This window comes from Sphingomonas flavida (assembly GCF_036663655.1).
In the GTDB taxonomy this organism is placed as follows: domain Bacteria; phylum Pseudomonadota; class Alphaproteobacteria; order Sphingomonadales; family Sphingomonadaceae; genus Sphingomonas.
Map to the genome: position 1 here is coordinate 75,706 of NZ_JAXOJH010000013.1, position 16,223 is coordinate 91,928.

Below are 16,223 nucleotides of genomic sequence, written 5' to 3' on the forward strand. Positions count from 1 at the left end.
ATGCGAGGCATCGTTGACCTGAAACTGGGTTGGGGGAGGTCGCGCCACGGGCGACAGTCTCGGTGAGACTCCTTACCCTCCCCCCGACCCCCTCCCGCCTGCGGGAGGGGGAGCGCAATGGGCACCTTACCCTTACGACAACGTAAGCCTCCCCGATTGCCATCCCCCCGGCCTCTCGGGCATAGACCCCTGAAAGACATAAGAGGATGAGGTCATGGCATCGACGATGGTCGAACTGGAACGCCGCCGCGCCGCCGCCCGCGCCGGTGGTGGCGAGAAGCGGGTCGCCGCGCAGCACGCCAAGGGCAAGCTGACCGCACGCGAACGGCTCGACGTGCTGCTCGACGAGGGCAGTTTCGAAGAACTCGACATGTTCGTCGAGCATAATTGCACCGACTTCGGCATGACCGAACAGATCATTCCCGGCGACGGCGTGGTGACGGGGTCGGGCACGATCAACGGGCGGCTGGTCTTCGTCTTCAGCCAGGACTTCACCGTCTTCGGCGGATCGCTGTCCGAGCGGCACGCGCAGAAGATCTGCAAGATCATGGACATGGCGATGAAGGTCGGCGCGCCCGTCATCGGCCTGAACGATTCGGGCGGCGCGCGCATCCAGGAGGGCGTGGCCTCGCTCGGCGGCTATGCCGAGGTGTTCCAACGCAATGTGCTGGCAAGCGGCGTCGTGCCGCAGCTCAGCCTGATCATGGGCCCCTGCGCGGGCGGCGCGGTCTATTCGCCCGCCATGACCGACTTCATCTTCATGGTGAAGGATTCCAGCTACATGTTCGTCACCGGCCCCGATGTGGTCAAGACGGTGACCAACGAGGTCGTGACGCAGGAAGCGCTGGGCGGCGCGGTGACCCACACCACCAAGACCGGCGTCGCCGACGTGGCGTTCGAGGATGATATCGAGGCGCTGCTGGCGGCGCGCGACTTCATCGACTTCCTGCCCGCCAACAATCGCGAGGGTGTGCCCGAGCGGCCGACCGCCGATGCCTGGGACCGGATCGAGGAAAGCCTCGACACGCTGATCCCGGCCAGCGCCAATCAGCCGTACGACATGCACGAGCTGATTTCGAAGGTCGTCGACGAGGGCGACTTCTTCGAGGTGCAGCCCGCCCATGGCGGCAACATCATCACCGGCTTCGGCCGGATCGAGGGGCGCACGGTCGGCTTCGTCGCGAACCAGCCGACGGTGCTGGCGGGGGTGCTCGACATCAATGCGAGCCGCAAGGCCGCGCGGTTCGTGCGCTTCTGCGACGCGTTCGAGATCCCGATCGTGACGTTCGTGGACGTGCCCGGCTTCCTGCCCGGCACCGCGCAAGAGCATAATGGTATCATCAAGCACGGTGCCAAGCTGCTCTTCGCCTATGCCGAGGCGACGGTGCCCAAGATCACGGTCATCACGCGCAAGGCTTATGGGGGCGCGTATGACGTGATGGCGTCGAAGCATTTGCGCGGCGACCTCAACTATGCCTGGCCGACCGCCGAGATCGCGGTGATGGGCGCCAAGGGCGCGGTGGAGATCATCTTCCGCGGCAAGACTCCGCAAGAGATCGCCGAGCGTACCGCGGAATATGAGGCCCGCTTCGCCAACCCGTTCGTGGCGGCGAGCAAGGGTTTCGTCGACGAGGTGATCCAGCCGCACTCGACCCGCCGTCGCATCGCGCTGGGCCTGCGCAAGCTGCGGAACAAGGACCTTACCAATCCTTGGAAGAAGCATGACAATCTGCCGCTCTGAGATGGTCGCGAGCGCGGCTTCCCTCCCCCATCCCCTCCCGCTTGCGGGAGGGGCGTGCTTGCGGATGCCGTCCGCCCGGAAATCCTCCCCTCCCGCAGGCGAGTTCCAGGTTGGTCATGCCCCCGGCATGACCGAAACGATGCGGGGCATCGTTTACCTGAAACTGGGCCGGGGGAGGGCTGGCGCTTTCGTCACACATATCGATCGGAAGCGCGCATGACGCTCGGCCGCCTCAACCATATCGGCATCGCCACGCCGTCGATCGAGCAGACGGTCGAAACCTATCGTCACCTCCTTGGTGCCGAAGCGATCGGCGAGCCCTTCGACCTGCCGCCACAGGGCGTGCGGGTGTGCTTCATCGACGCGCCCAACACCCAGATCGAGCTGATCCAGCCGCTTGATGAAAGCTCTCCCATCGCCAACTTCCTCAAGAAGAACCCGGCGGGCGGGCAGCATCATCTCTGTTTCGAGGTCGCCGACATGGCCGCCGCCGTCGCCGAGTTACAGGGCAAGGGCGCGACGCTGTTGGGCCAGCCGCGTATCGGCGCGCATGGCACGCCGGTCGTCTTCCTCCACCCGCGCGACATGGGCGGGGTGCTGGTCGAGCTGATGGAAGCACCGGGGGAGGGGCATTGAGCGAGGCCATGCTGCGCGTCGAACGTCGGGGCGATGTCCTGATCCTCACGCTCGACCGCCCGGAGCGGCTGAACGCCGCGCCGCCAGCGCTGTTCGATGCGATCCGCGACGCGCTGGAGGCGCGCGCCGACGCCCGCGCGGTGCTGATCGCGGGCGAAGGGCGGGCCTTTTGTTCGGGGGCCGACATATCGGGCGGGGATGTCGGGCCCGATACCGTCCACCGCGCGCTGGTCGGGCATTACAACCCGGTGATGCTGGCGCTGGCCGACCTGCCCATTCCGGTGGTCAGCGCGGTACGCGGGGCGGCGGCGGGGATCGGGTGCAGCCTGGCGCTGGCCGCCGATTTCTGCGTCGCGAGCGAGAATGCCTATTTCCTCCACGCCTTCGTCAATATCGGGCTGGTCCCCGATGGCGGGGCGAGCTGGATGCTGCCCCGGCTGATCGGCCGGGCGCGCGCGGCCGAGATGATGATGCTGGGCGAGCGGGTTCCGGCCGCCAAGGCGCTCGACTGGGGCATGATCCACAAGGTCGTCGCGGATGACGTACTGGACGCCGAAGCGCTGGCGCTGGCCGCGCGGCTGGCGGCGGGGCCCAGCATCGCGCTGGGGCGGATGCGCCGTGCGCTCCAGGCCGGGTTGGAGGGCGACTATGCCACCGCGCTGGCCCGCGAGGCGGACGACCAGCGCGCCGCCCGCGCGACCCATGACGGCGAGGAGGGCGGCCGGGCCTTTTTCGAAAAGCGTCCGCCGCGTTTCCTGGGTCGCTGAGGCGCGGGCCCTTGCGCGCGTATGATGATTTCGCTCTAGTGAAAGAAAATAAGCCGCGCGCGTAACGAATGGATGAGGAGTGGCCGATGGCAGAACGCCCTGACCTGTCTGACTGGGAAGCCCTTGCCGCCAGGGAGGTGAAGGGGCGCGACCTCGACTGGCGGACGCCGGAGGGGATCACGGTCAAGCCGCTCTATACGGCGGCGGACGTGCGGACGGACCCGGGCCTGCCGGGGTTCGCGCCGTTCACGCGGGGCGTGCGGGCGAGCATGTATGCGGGCCGACCCTGGACCGTCCGGCAATATGCGGGCTTCTCCACCGCCGAGGAATCGAACGCCTTCTACCGGCGCAATCTGGCGGCGGGGCAGAAGGGGCTGTCGGTGGCCTTCGACCTCGCCACCCACCGGGGTTACGACAGCGATCATGCCCGCGTGACGGGGGACGTGGGCAAGGCCGGGGTCGCGATCGACACGGTCGAGGATATGAAGATCCTGTTCGACGGCATCCCGCTGGATGCCATGTCGGTCAGCATGACGATGAACGGCGCGGTGATCCCGGTGCTGGCCTTCTTCATCGTCGCGGCGGAGGAGCAGGGGGTTCATCGTTCCAAGCTGGAAGGGACCATCCAGAACGACATCCTCAAGGAGTTCATGGTCCGCAACACCTATATCTATCCGCCCGAGCCGAGCATGCGGATCATCTCGGACATCTTCGCCTATACGAGCCGAGAGATGCCCAAGTTCAACAGCATCTCGATCAGCGGCTATCACATGCAGGAGGCCGGGGCGACGCAGCTCCAGGAGCTGGCCTTCACCATCGCCGACGGCATGGAATATGTGAAATACGGGGTCGCGAGCGGGCTCGACATCGACAAGTTCGCGGGCCGCCTGTCCTTCTTCTTCGCGATCGGCATGAACTTCTTCATGGAGGTCGCCAAGCTGCGTGCCGCGCGCGTGCTGTGGCACCGAGCGATGACCCAACTGGGCGCGCAGGACGAGCGATCGAAGATGCTGCGCACCCATTGCCAGACTTCGGGCGTGTCGCTGACCGAGCAGGACCCGTATAACAACGTCATCCGCACCACGATCGAGGCGATGGCCGCGATGCTGGGCGGCACCCAGTCGCTCCACACCAATGCGCTGGACGAGGCGATCGCGCTGCCCACCGACTTCTCCGCCCGGATCGCGCGCAACACGCAGATCGTGCTGCAGGAGGAAACGGGGATGACCAAGGTCGTCGATCCCTTGGGCGGCAGTTACTATGTCGAGAGCCTGACCCAGAGCCTGGTCGACGGGGCCTGGGAATTAATCGAGCGGATCGAGGCCGAGGGCGGCATGGCCAAGGCGGTCGCGGCGGGCTGGCCCAAGGCGATGATCGAAGAGGCGAGCGCGGCGCGTGCGGCCAAGGTCGACCGGGGCGAGGACGTGATCGTCGGGGTCAACAAATACCGGCTGGTCGACGAAGCACCGGTGGAAATCCTCGACATCGACAATCACGCGGTGCGCGCGGGCCAGGTGGCGCGGATCGCGGCGGTGAAGGCCGCGCGCGACGAAGCGGCGTGCCGGGCCGCGCTCGATGCGCTGCGTGAGGCCGCCCAAACTCCTCCCCTGCAAGGGGAGGTGGCAGCGGCGTCAGCCGCTGACGGAGGGGTGTCCCCCCTCTCGAGCGTGGACACCCCTCCGTCATCGCTGCGCGATGCCACCTCCCCCGCCGGGGGAGGAATGGGGGTGAACCTCCTCGCGCTGGCCGTCGAGGCCGCGCGGGCGCGCGCGACGCTGGGCGAGATTTCCGCCGCGCTGGAGGATGTGTTCGGGCGCTACGGCACCCAGCCGACCCCGGTGTCCGGGATCTATGGCGGCGCGTACGCCGAGGATGAACGCTGGGCCCGCCTGATCCGCGGTGTCGAGGCGGTCGAGCGGCGTCTCGGCCGCAAGCCCCGGCTGTTCGTCGCCAAGATGGGCCAGGATGGGCATGACCGTGGCGCGAACCTCGTCTCCTCGATGTTCGGCGACCTGGGGTTCGAGGTGGTGGCGGGCGCGCTGTTCCAGACGCCCGAGGAAGCCGCCCGGATCGCGCTGGCCCGCGACGTCGATGTCGTTGGCGCGTCCAGCCTGGCCGCCGGGCACAAGACGCTGATCCCCGAACTGATCGGCCATCTTCGCGAGGCGGGCCGCGCCGATATCAAGGTCATCGCGGGTGGCGTTATTCCGGCGCAGGACTATCAGGCGCTGTATGATGCCGGGGTGCAGGCGATTTTCGGCCCCGGGACCAATCTTGTAAAAGCGGCCGAGGATGTGCTGAGGCTGCTGGGACATAACATGCCGCCCGAGACGGGCGAATGACAGGACAAGACGTGATGACGACGACCACCGCGCTGCGCCCCGAGACGGCCCCCCTGCGCACCGACTGGACCCGCGGCGAGATCAGCGCGCTGTTCGACCTGCCCTTCACCGAGCTGCTGTTCCGCGCCGCCGAGGTGCACCGCGCGCACCATGCGGCGGACGAGGTGCAGCTTTGCACGCTCTGCTCGATCAAGACCGGCGGCTGCCCCGAGGATTGCGGCTATTGCTCGCAGAGCGCGTCTGCCGAGAGCGACGTGAAGGCCGAGAAGCTGATGGACGTGGCAACCGTGCTGGCGGCGGCGGCGGAGGCCAAGGCGGCGGGCTCGCAGCGTTTCTGCATGGGTGCGGCGTGGCGCTCGCCCAAGGAGCGCGACATGGACAAGGTCGTCGCCATGGTCGAGGGCGTGAAAGCGATGGGGCTGGAAACCTGCATGACGCTGGGTATGCTCGACGCCCCCCAGGCGCAGCGACTGGCCGAGGCGGGCCTCGACTATTACAACCACAATATCGACACCTCGCCCGAAAACTACGCCAACGTCATCACCACGCGCTGCTTCGAGGACCGTCTGGAGACGCTGTCGAACGTGCGCGAGGCGGGCATTTCGGTGTGCTGCGGCGGGATCGTAGGCATGGGCGAGACGCGGGGCGACCGGGTTGGCTTCGTCCATGCGCTGGCCACCCTGCCGCGCCATCCCGAAAGCGTGCCGGTCAATGCGCTGGTCCCGGTCAAGGGCACGGTGCTGGGCGACATGCTGGCCGACACGCCGCTGGCGCGGATCGACGATATCGAGTTCGTCCGCACCGTCGCGGTCGCGCGCATCACCATGCCGATGAGCATGGTCCGCCTGTCGGCCGGGCGCGAGAGCATGTCGGCAGCGACGCAGGCCTTGTGCTTCCTGGCGGGCGCGAACTCGATCTTCACCGGCGACAAGCTGTTGACCGCTGGCAATGCGGGTGACGATGCGGACGCCGCGCTGTTCGCCAAGCTGGGCCTGAAGCCAATGGAAGGCGCCGAGCCCATGCGGGTCGCGGCGGAGTGACGCACTTGCCACTCATCCTGACCACCCCGGCGAAGGCCGGGGTCCAGTTGCGGTGAGCCCTCGATGGCGCGTGGCAGATGCCTCCCTCGAGGAGCCGCGGCGCGCCATCGGCCAAAAGGAAACTGGACCCCGGCCTTCGCCGGGGTGGAGCTTTCCCGATAATATTCGACACGGACCAACGACATAATAGGAGAGGTATCCCCGTGTTCCAGAAAATCCTGATCGCCAATCGCGGGGAAATCGCGTGCCGGGTGATCCGCACCGCGCGCGCCATGGGCATCGCCACGGTCGCGGTCTATTCCGACGCCGATGCCAGCGCGCCGCACGTCCGGCTGGCCGACGAATCGGTGCGCCTCGGGCCAGCACCCGCCGCCGAAAGCTACCTCAAGGCAGAGCTGATCCTCGCCGCCGCCAAGGCGACGGGGGCGGACGCTATCCATCCCGGCTACGGCTTTCTCTCCGAGCGGGAGAGCTTCGCCAAGGCCTGTGCCGAGGCGGGCGTCGCATTCATCGGCCCGCCGCCGAACGCCATCGCCGCGATGGGCGACAAGATCGAATCGAAGAAGCTGGCCAAGGCGGCCGGGGTCAACGTCGTCCCCGGCTATCTGGGCGAGATCGCCGATACCGAGGAAGCGATGCGCATCGCGACGGACATCGGCTTTCCCGTCATGATGAAGGCGTCGGCGGGCGGCGGCGGCAAGGGCATGCGGCTCGCCTGGTCGGAAGCGGATGTGCGCGAAGGGTTCGAGGCGACCAAGCGCGAAGGGCTCGCCTCCTTCGGCGACGACCGCGTCTTCATCGAGAAGTTCATCGAGTCGCCCCGGCACATCGAGATTCAGGTACTGGGCGACCAGCATGGCAACATTGTCTATCTGGGCGAGCGCGAATGCTCGGTGCAGCGCCGCCACCAGAAGGTGGTCGAGGAAGCACCGTCCCCCTTCGTCACGCCCGAGATGCGCCGCGCCATGGGCGAGCAGGCGGTGGCCCTCGCTCGCGCTGTCGGTTATTATTCGGCGGGCACCGTCGAGCTGATCGTGTCGGGCGCGGACACCACCGGCAAGAGCTTCTACTTCCTCGAAATGAACACCCGGCTTCAGGTCGAGCACCCCGTCACCGAGGAAATCACCGGCCTCGATCTGGTCGAGCAGATGATCCGCGTCGCTGCCGGAGAACCCCTTGCCTTCACCCAGGACGAGGTGACGCTGACCGGCTGGGCGATCGAGAACCGCGTCTATGCCGAGGACCCGTATCGCGGCTTCCTGCCCTCGACCGGGCGGCTGGTGCGCTACAACCCGCCCGCCGACGAACGCGACGAGGATGTGCGCGTGCGCGTCGACGACGGCGTGGCCGAGGGCGGCGAGGTCAGCATGTTCTACGACCCGATGATCGCCAAGCTGGTCACTTGGGCTCCCACCCGCGAAGCCGCGATCGATGCGCAGATCGCCGCGCTCGACGCGTTCGAGATCGTCGGGCCGGGGACGAACATCGATTTCGTCTCGGCGCTGATGCAGCATTCCCGCTTCCGTTCGGGTGCCCTGTCGACCGGCTTCATCGCCGAGGAATATCCCGAGGGTTTCCAGGGCGCCCCCGCTGGCGAGGAACTGACCCGGACGCTGGCCGCCGTCGCCGCCTTCGCCGCCACAGCCGAGGCCGACCGCGCGCGGCGGATCGACGGCCAGCTCGGCCACCGGCTGCAGCCGCCCGCCGACTGGACGGTGCGGATCGGCGGCGTCGATCACGCGGTGAACGTCTCGACCGACGGGATCAGCGTCGATGGGGCCGAACTCGACCTCGCCATCGCCTATACGCCGGGCGACCGGATGATCGCGGTCGAGGACGAGGATGGTGAAACCCTCCATGTCCGTATCGCGCGGACCCGCACCGGCTTCCGCCTGACCACGCGCGGGGCGAGCCATCCGGTCCGCGTCCTGCCCGCCCGTGCGGCGGCCTATGCGCGGCACCTGATCGAAAAGGTCCCGCCCGACCTGTCCAAATTCCTGATCGCGCCAATGCCGGGCCTGCTCGTCCGCCTCGACGTGGCCGAGGGGGATCAGGTCGAGGCGGGCCAGCCGCTGGCGGTCGTGGAGGCGATGAAGATGGAAAACATCCTGCGCGCGGCCAAGACCGGCACGGTCAAGACCATCTCCGCCAAGACCGGCGACAGCCTGGCGGTCGATGGGGTGATTTTGGAGCTGGAGTAACCCGTGCAAGCCCGACCTATTCCTCCCCTGGAAGGGGAGGTGACGCGCGCGGCGCGTCGGAGGAGTGTCTAGAGCACGATGACGTCAGCTTGATCCACCCCTCCCCTTCAGGGGAGGGGCCGGGGGTGGGGCGCTTCCACAAACGACAAGCCTTGGGGTGATGCCCCACCCCAACCCCTCCCCTAAAGGAGAGGGGCTTTCTTCGGGTCAACCTCATGCCATCGCGTTCTAGGCTATCGAGAGGGTGACACCCCTCCGTCAGGGCTTCGCCCTGCCACCTCCCCTATAAGGGGAGGAATGAGTGGGGGCTCATGATTGCGCGAGCGCCAATATCCGCTCCGCCTCGGCCAGGTGCAGCCGTTCCACCATCTGCCCATCCAGCCGGATCGCCCCCAGCGTGGCCGCGTCCGGTTCGGCAAAGGCCGCCACCACCCGCTGCGCCCAGGCGATCTCCGCCTCGTCGGGCCCGAACTCGGCATTGGCGGCGGCGATCTGGTTGGGGTGGATCAGCGTCTTGCCGTCGAAGCCCAGCCGCCGCCCCTCGGCACATTCCGCCGCCAGCCGATCGGACGCATCGAGGGCATTGCACACGCCGTCCAGCGCGATCAGCCCGGCACTGCGCGCGGCGACGACGATCTGCACGCGCAGCGGCAACAGCGCCTCCGGCGCGGGCGGGGCGGGCAGGCGCATCTCCTTGGCCAGGTCGTTGGTCCCCGCCACCAGGGCCGCCAGCCCGACCTCATGCGCTGCCGCCGCGATGGCGGGCAATGACAGGATGCCGCGACACGTCTCGATCATCGCCCAGAGCGGCACGTCCGGTCCCAGCGTCGCGCGCGCGGCGGCGAGCGTCGCGACGTCATCCACCTTGGGGATCAGCACCGCGCCCGGCCGTGTCGTCGCCAGCGCGGCGAGGTCGCCCATGGCGTGGGGCGTATCCAGCCCGTTCGTCCGCACGACCAGCACCCGTTCGCCAAAGCCCCCCTCGCACACCGCCGCCACGGCCGCCTCGCGCGCCAGTGCCTTGGCATCGGGGGCGACCGCATCCTCCAGGTCCAGGATGACCGCATCGCTCGGCAGGGTTCGCGCCTTGGCAAGGGCACGGGGGTTGGAGGCGGGGAGGAACAGGGCGCTGCGCAGGGTCATGGGTGGATCATAGACGTGGGGCCCGCCTGCCGTCACGCCTCTGGTAAATTGCCGCTGCCGCCCCATAATCCGAATCAAAGGGGGAAGGCATGATGACCGTGACGCTGTTGCTGCTGGGGTTGACGATGTTGCTCTATGTCTGGCCGGATCTGCCGGTCAGCCGCTGGCTGGCGCGGATGCTGGTCGAGGCTCCGGCCAAGCGGCTCAATCGAGTCAGGCCGGGACACTGGGCGATGATGGTGGTCGGGGTGGCGCTGATCGGGCTCGCCATCTGGTTCGAGATCGACGAAATCCGGATGCTCGCCATGGCGGGTGGGTCGATGGGCGACCTGATGATGCTCGCCTCGGCGATCGAATGGGGCAGCATGGCCGAGTTGGGGATGGCGGCGATGCTGTCGTCCTCATTCCTGACGCGCTGGCCTGTCTTCCAGCGCATGGCGGCGCGCCTCACCGCAAGCCGGGCGGCCCGTCCGCGCCGTACGGACCGACCCGCCAACGACACCGACGACAGCGAAGGGCGAAGACTCGCCGCCTGAAACCGGGCGGGGCGGAACGAAAGCGCAAGGCCGCCGTTCACGAAATGAATGCTCCGCGATCCGCGCCTCGCCCGATGTTCCGCGCGTTTTGCGTCGCTGGGCCTGTGCGTCGTCCTGACGGCCTGTGAGCCCGGCATCCTGGACCCGGCCGGGCCGATCGCGGCGGGCGAGCGCAGCATCTTCTTCAATTCGCTGGCGGTGATGCTGGCTATCGTCGTTCCGGTGATCATACTGGCCTTCGCCTTTGGCTGGTGGTTCCGCGCTGGCAACAGCCGCGCCAAACATCTGCCTGAATGGGCTTATTCGGGGCGGCTGGAACTGCTGGTCTGGTCGATCCCGGCTCTGGCTATCATGTTCCTGGGCGGGATCGCTTGGATCGGCAGCCATGATCTCGATCCCCCCAAGCCGATCGCGTCCAGGGCCAGGACGATGACCGTCGAGGTCGTCGCGACCGATTGGAAATGGCTGTTCATCTATCCCGAACAGGGGATCGCGACGATCAACCGGCTGGTCGTGCCGGTGGGCACGCCGGTCAAGTTCCGCATCACCTCGGCGGGCGTCATGAACAGCTTCTTCGTGCCGCAGCTGGGCAGCCAGATCTACGCCATGTCGGGCATGGACTCGACGCTCCACCTGCGCGCCGACAAGGCCGGGCGCTATCGCGGGCTGTCGGCGCATTATAGCGGGGAGGGCTTTGCCGACATGAACTTCTTCGTCGATGCGGTGCCGCAGGCCAGTTTCGACCGCTTCGTGGCGACCGCCAAAGCGGGGCAGGGCAAGACGCTCGACTGGGCCCAGTTCGTCGCCATGGCGCATCCCAGCCGCAATGTCCGCCCCGCCAGCTATCCCCGGATCCAGCCCGGCCTCTATGACCAGATCGTCATGCGGAACGGCGCGCCCGAGGGCGAACAGGCCAAGGACGGGCGCGAGCAATGAGTTTCACCGGCAAGCTCGGCTGGGACTCGATCCCGTTCCACGACCCGTTGCCGCTGGTGTCGGCGGGCGTCGTCGGCCTGATGCTGCTGGCCGTGTTCCTCTGGGCCTGGCGACGGGGGCACCTGCCCTATGTCTGGAGCGAGTGGATCACCAGCGTCGATCACAAGCGGATTGGTGTGATGTACTGCCTGCTGGCGGGCGTCATGCTGCTTCGCGGATTTTCCGACGCGCTGCTGATGCGGTCGCAACAGGCGATCGCGTATGGCAATGAAGGCTATCTGCCGCCCGATCACTATGACCAGATCTTCTCGGCGCACGGCACGATCATGATCTTCTTCGTGGCGATGCCGTTCATGATCGGCCTCATGAACTTCGTCGTGCCGCTGCAACTTGGCGTGCGTGATGTGGCGTTCCCGACGCTCAATTCGGTCAGCTTCTGGCTGACCGCCAGCGGCGCGCTGCTGATCAACATGAGCCTGGTCATCGGCGAATTCGCCAAGACCGGCTGGCTGGTCTATCCACCGCTTTCGGAACTGCGCTTTTCGCCCGGTGTCGGCGTCGATTATTATCTCTGGGCGCTGCAGATATCGGGGATGGGGACGCTGCTGTCGGGCGTGAACCTCGTCACCACCATCCTGAAGATGCGCGCACCCGGCATGGGTTACAGCCGGATGCCGATGTTCACCTGGACCTCGCTGGCGTCCAACCTGCTGATCGTCGCGGCGTTTCCGGTGCTGACCGCGTGCCTGGGGATGCTGATCCTCGATCGTTATCTCGGCTTCCATTTCTTCACCCCGGAAGCGGGCGGCAACCAGATGATGTTCGTGAACCTCATCTGGGCCTGGGGCCATCCGGAAGTCTATATCCTGATCCTTCCCGCCTTCGGCGTGTTTTCCGAGATCATCTCGACCTTCTCGTCCAAGCCGCTCTTCGGCTATCGCTCGATGGTCATCGCGACCATGGTGATCTGCATCCTGTCCTTCATGGTGTGGTTGCACCATTTCTTCACCATGGGTGCCGGGGCCGATGTGAACGGCTTTTTCGGCATCACGACGATGATCATCGCGGTGCCGACGGGGGTGAAGGTCTTCAACTGGCTGTTCACCATGTATGGCGGGCGCATCCGCTATTCGTCGATGATGCTGTGGTCGATCGGGTTTATCGTGACCTTCGTGATCGGCGGCATGACCGGCGTGATGCTGGCGGTGCCGCCGGCCGACTTCGTGCTGCACAACTCGTTGTTCCTCGTCGCGCATTTCCACAACGTCATCATCGGCGGGGTGCTGTTCGGGGCCTTTGCGGGTTTCACCTACTGGTTTCCCAAGATGTTCGGCTTCACCCTGGACGAAACCTGGGGCAAGCGCGCCTTCTGGCTGTGGATCAGCGGCTTCTACGTCGCCTTCATGCCGCTCTATGTGCTCGGCCTGATGGGCATGACGCGGCGGATGCAGCATTATGACGTGCCCGGCTGGCATCCGTGGCTGCTGGTCGCGGCCTTCGGCGCGGTGCTGATCGCGGGCGGCATCGCGTGTCAGGTCATGATGCTCTACGTCTCGATCCGCACGCGCAAGGACCGGGTGGACGAGAGCGGGGATCCTTGGGACGGCCGCACGCTGGAGTGGGTCACCACCTCGCCGCCGCCCGCCTTCAACTTCGCGGTGCTGCCCGATGTGAAGGGCGAGGAGGCCTATTGGGGCATCAAGGCGCGCGCGCGCGAAAAGCGGGCCCTGTCCGACCTGCCCGACTACGAACCGATCGAGATGCCGCGCAACTCGCCGACCGGGATCGTCAGCGCCTTCTTCTCGACCGCTATGGGCTTTGCGTTGATCTGGCACATCTGGTGGCTGGTGATCCTGGGCTTTCTGGGCGCCTGGGCGACGTTCGTGGTCTTCGCATGGCGCGACGAGGCGGAGTATGAGATTCCGGCCGACGAGGTGAAGCGGCTCGACCAGGAACGCCGTCGCAGCAAGGCGACGCTGCTCGATCTGCCGCAGGAAGCGCTGTCATGAGCCAGACCGCGCAGACTCATGATCCCAACAAGCTGGGCCGTGCCGCCGAGCCGAACCCGGACGGCCCCGCGCCCAAGCGGGTCGTCGTGTCCTACGGCTTCTGGATCTTCCTGCTGTCGGACTTCATCCTGTTCGCCTGTTTCTTCGCCGGTTACGCGGTGCTGGTGAATGCGACGGCGGGTGGCCCTTCAGGCAAGGATCTGTTCGAGCTGGAACTGGTCGAAGCGGAGACGGTGCTGTTGCTGCTGTCCAGCTTTGCCTGCGGCCTGGCGGGGATCGGCACGCTGGCGCGCAACATGCGCTGGTTCCAGATCGCGATGGCGGGGACCGGGCTGCTGGGTGCGGGGTTCCTCGCGCTGGAGGCGTATGAGTTTCTCCACTTGATCGGCGAAGGGGCGGGGCCTGGGCGCAGTGCGTTCCTGTCGGCCTTCTTCGCATTGGTCGGGTGCCATGGCCTGCATGTTCTGCTCGGCCTGCTCTGGCTGACGACGATGATGGCGCAGGCCTGGGCCAAGGGATTTCGCGAGGATATCCTGCGCCGCATCCTGTGCTTCAGCCTGTTCTGGCATGCGCTCGACATCATCTGGGTAGCGCTGTTCACCATGGTCTATCTGATGGGAGTGCGCGGATGAGCGAGCGGCCCGACGAGGAAATGTCGCGCGACGAAACCGCACCGGGCGAGGAGAGCGAACACGACTCGATCGTCGGCGGTATTCGCAGCTATGCGATCGGGCTGGTCGCCGCCGCGATCCTGACGGCGGCGTCCTTTGCGCTGGTGCAGTTCGATATCGTCTGGGGCCCGGCCGTGCCCGCCGCCCTTGTCGCGCTGGCGATCGGGCAGATGGGCGTGCACCTGGTGTTCTTCCTGCACATCACTACGGGTCCGGACAACAGCAACAACGTGCTGGCGCTGCTGTTCGGTATATTGATCGTCGCGCTGGTGCTGCTGGGGTCCATCTGGATCATGGGGCATCTGAACCACAATCTGATGGGACCGATGGCCACGCCCTAGCTGCGGATCGCGGAGCCTCGGACAGCAGCGACGCCGCGGGCGCGGTCGAAGCGGAGGATCAGGCTGTCGTCACCGAGCGGCAGGTGCAATGCGAAGCCTTCGCCGTTCCAGTCATCGGGCCCCATCGGATCGCCCGAGAAGGTGCGCCATTCCGCCCCGCCCAGCCAGTCGGTCCAGTCGAGCGGCGTCTCGCGGCGAAACGCACTGAGTTGCGCGACGAAATTCTCCAGCGCCGCGTCACGGTTTTCCCAGTGGAGCCATGTCGTGTCATTGTCCTGGGCATAGCCGTTGTTGTTACCCTTCTGGCTGCGGCCGAACTCGTCACCGGCGGTCAGCATCGGGGTGCCGCGCGACAGGAACAGCGTGGCGAGCATGGCCCGGACGGAAGCCTCGCGAGCGTTGCGGATGGCGGGATCGTGGGTGGGGCCCTCGGCGCCGTGGTTCCACGACACCTCGTCGCCATGCCCGTCGCGATTGTCCTCGCCATTGGCGTGGTTGTGGCGCGTGGCATAGGCGGTCATGTCGGCCAGGGTGAAGCCGTCATGCGCCGCGACGAAATTGACCGAGCGGCTGGAGGGCCCCACGAACACATCCGCCGATCCCGCGATCCGCGTTGCCAGATCGCCGCTGCGCCCGTCGCCGCGCCAGAAGCGGCGAACCTGGTCGCGATATTTGTCGTTCCACTCCAGCCAGTGTTCGGGGAACGCCCCCAGCTGATAGCCGCCGGGCCCGATGTCCCAGGGTTCGGCGATCATGATGCGGGTCGACAGGATCGGATCGGCGGCGATCTCGGCGAAGATCGGGGCATGGGCGTCGAACCCCGGCCCGCGCGCCAGAACCGGGGCAAGGTCGAAGCGGAAGCCGTCCACTCCCGCCCGCGCAAAGTGCCGCAGGCTGTCGAGGATCATGGCGCGAACGCTCGGACGGCTGGCGTCGAGCGTGTTGCCGGTGCCCGCATCGTTGATCAGCGTACCGTCGCCGGTCCGGGCATAGACATCCGGGTCTAGCCCTCGAAAGGACAGCGTGCCGCCTTGCACGTCGCTTTCGCCCATATGGTTGAAGACGAGGTCGAGGATGACCGCTATCCCCGCCTCGCGCAGGGCCGCGATGGTCGCGACGAGTTCCGCGACCCCGCCCGGCACCCGCTCCGGGCAGAGCGCCGTCGGCACGACCGGGTTGTAACCCCAGGCGTTGCGCAGGCCGAGCGGCGGCAGGTGGCGCTCGTCGATCGCGGCGGTGATCGGCATCAGCTCGACCGCCGCCACGCCCAGCTTGCGCAGATGATCCAGCACCGCCGGATGCGCCAGCGCCGCGAGGGTGCCGCGCTGTTCGGGCGGGATAGCGGGATGGCGCATGGTGAAACCACGCACATTGAGTTCGTAGATCAACCCGCCCGGCCGGAACAGCGGTAGGGCAGGGGTGGTGGTCAGCGGCGCGACGACACGCGCGCGCGGAACGATGTCGGCGGTGTCCTCGCCATATCGGGCGAGGCGCGGGGACTGGACGAAGGGGCGGTCGAGTTCGAGGGCATAGGGGTCGACCAACAGCTTGGCGGGATCGAACCACAAATTGCGCGTGGGGTCGTAGTCGCCGTAAGCGCGATAGCCGTAGAGATGGTCGGTGCCGGGAACTGTCGCGGTCCAGATATCGCCGTCGCGGCTCATGGCGATGCGGCGTTCGTCGGAGCCCTCGAACAGGCAAAGCTCCACTTGCTCGGCGGTGGAGCGTACGGCGAAGCGGGTGCCGCCGGGAACGGGTGTTGCGCCGAGGGGATAGGACTGATTCGTCATGGCGACCCGACCTTACCCATCATGACCACCTCGGCGAAGGCCGGGGTCCAGTTGGGTCGACCTGTCGGGA

Annotated in this window: 13 protein-coding genes; 11 read left to right on the forward strand and 2 right to left on the reverse strand. The window is 66.9% G+C overall.

The genetic code is table 11. The features are described from left to right. The first annotated feature begins 214 nt into the window (after nt 1–214). From U1703_RS14405 to U1703_RS14430, 6 genes are all read left to right on the forward strand, one after another. Nucleotides 215–1,741: an acyl-CoA carboxylase subunit beta gene (locus U1703_RS14405; RefSeq protein WP_320453245.1), complete on the forward strand. Its 1,527-nt coding sequence runs from the start codon at nt 215–217 to the stop codon at nt 1,739–1,741. Between the two features lie 216 nt (nt 1,742–1,957). Further along, nucleotides 1,958–2,377 (forward strand): methylmalonyl-CoA epimerase, encoded by a 420-nt coding sequence (mce, locus tag U1703_RS14410; RefSeq protein ID WP_320453246.1) that lies wholly within the window; start codon nt 1,958–1,960, stop codon nt 2,375–2,377. A gap of 8 nt (nt 2,378–2,385) precedes the next feature. After that, complete coding sequence (locus U1703_RS14415; protein ID WP_332786263.1) at nt 2,386–3,144, forward strand: enoyl-CoA hydratase-related protein; 759 nt, start codon at nt 2,386–2,388, stop codon at nt 3,142–3,144. An 86-nt stretch (nt 3,145–3,230) separates the two neighbouring features. Further along, nucleotides 3,231–5,486: a methylmalonyl-CoA mutase gene (gene scpA / locus U1703_RS14420; RefSeq protein WP_332786221.1), complete on the forward strand. Its 2,256-nt coding sequence runs from the start codon at nt 3,231–3,233 to the stop codon at nt 5,484–5,486. 14 nt (nt 5,487–5,500) lie between these two features. Then, a complete protein-coding gene (gene bioB / locus U1703_RS14425; protein ID WP_332786222.1) occupies nt 5,501–6,526 on the forward strand; it encodes a biotin synthase BioB in 1,026 nt (341 codons plus the stop codon). A gap of 203 nt (nt 6,527–6,729) precedes the next feature. Beyond that, nucleotides 6,730–8,727 carry an acetyl-CoA carboxylase biotin carboxylase subunit gene (locus U1703_RS14430; protein WP_332786223.1) on the forward strand — a complete coding sequence of 666 codons (1,998 nt, stop codon included), beginning with the start codon at nt 6,730–6,732 and terminating at the stop codon, nt 8,725–8,727. 309 nt (nt 8,728–9,036) lie between these two features. Here U1703_RS14430 and U1703_RS14435 read toward each other — a convergent pair whose 3' ends face one another. Beyond that, on the reverse strand, nt 9,037–9,870 hold the full coding sequence (locus tag U1703_RS14435) for an HpcH/HpaI aldolase/citrate lyase family protein (RefSeq protein WP_332786224.1): 834 nt from the start codon (nt 9,868–9,870) through the stop codon (nt 9,037–9,039). Between the two features lie 89 nt (nt 9,871–9,959). On the opposite strand from U1703_RS14435, the gene U1703_RS14440 reads away from it, so the two are divergent. From U1703_RS14440 to cyoD, 5 genes are read left to right on the forward strand one after another with little or no spacing between them, the layout of a single operon-like run. Beyond that, complete coding sequence (locus U1703_RS14440) at nt 9,960–10,406, forward strand: hypothetical protein (protein WP_332786225.1); 447 nt, start codon at nt 9,960–9,962, stop codon at nt 10,404–10,406. Nucleotides 10,407–10,454: 48 nt separating this feature from the next. After that, nucleotides 10,455–11,342, forward strand: a complete 888-nt coding sequence (gene cyoA / locus U1703_RS14445) for a ubiquinol oxidase subunit II (protein ID WP_332786226.1) — start codon at nt 10,455–10,457, stop codon at nt 11,340–11,342. Continuing rightward, nucleotides 11,339–13,351 carry a cytochrome o ubiquinol oxidase subunit I gene (gene cyoB, locus U1703_RS14450; RefSeq protein WP_332786227.1) on the forward strand — a complete coding sequence of 671 codons (2,013 nt, stop codon included), beginning with the start codon at nt 11,339–11,341 and terminating at the stop codon, nt 13,349–13,351. The genes cyoA and cyoB overlap by 4 nt, the downstream gene beginning before the upstream one ends. Further along, nucleotides 13,348–13,983: a cytochrome c oxidase subunit 3 gene (locus U1703_RS14455; RefSeq protein ID WP_332786228.1), complete on the forward strand. Its 636-nt coding sequence runs from the start codon at nt 13,348–13,350 to the stop codon at nt 13,981–13,983. The genes cyoB and U1703_RS14455 overlap by 4 nt, the downstream gene beginning before the upstream one ends. Next, nucleotides 13,980–14,363, forward strand: a complete 384-nt coding sequence (gene cyoD / locus U1703_RS14460) for a cytochrome o ubiquinol oxidase subunit IV (RefSeq protein WP_332786229.1) — start codon at nt 13,980–13,982, stop codon at nt 14,361–14,363. Before U1703_RS14455 ends, cyoD begins: the two co-directional genes overlap by 4 nt. Here the strand turns inward: cyoD and glgX are convergent. Further along, nucleotides 14,360–16,153 (reverse strand): glycogen debranching protein GlgX, encoded by a 1,794-nt coding sequence (gene glgX, locus U1703_RS14465; RefSeq protein ID WP_332786230.1) that lies wholly within the window; start codon nt 16,151–16,153, stop codon nt 14,360–14,362. The two genes, cyoD and glgX, sit on opposite strands and share 4 nt — an antisense overlap. Between the last annotated feature and the right edge of the window lie 70 nt (nt 16,154–16,223).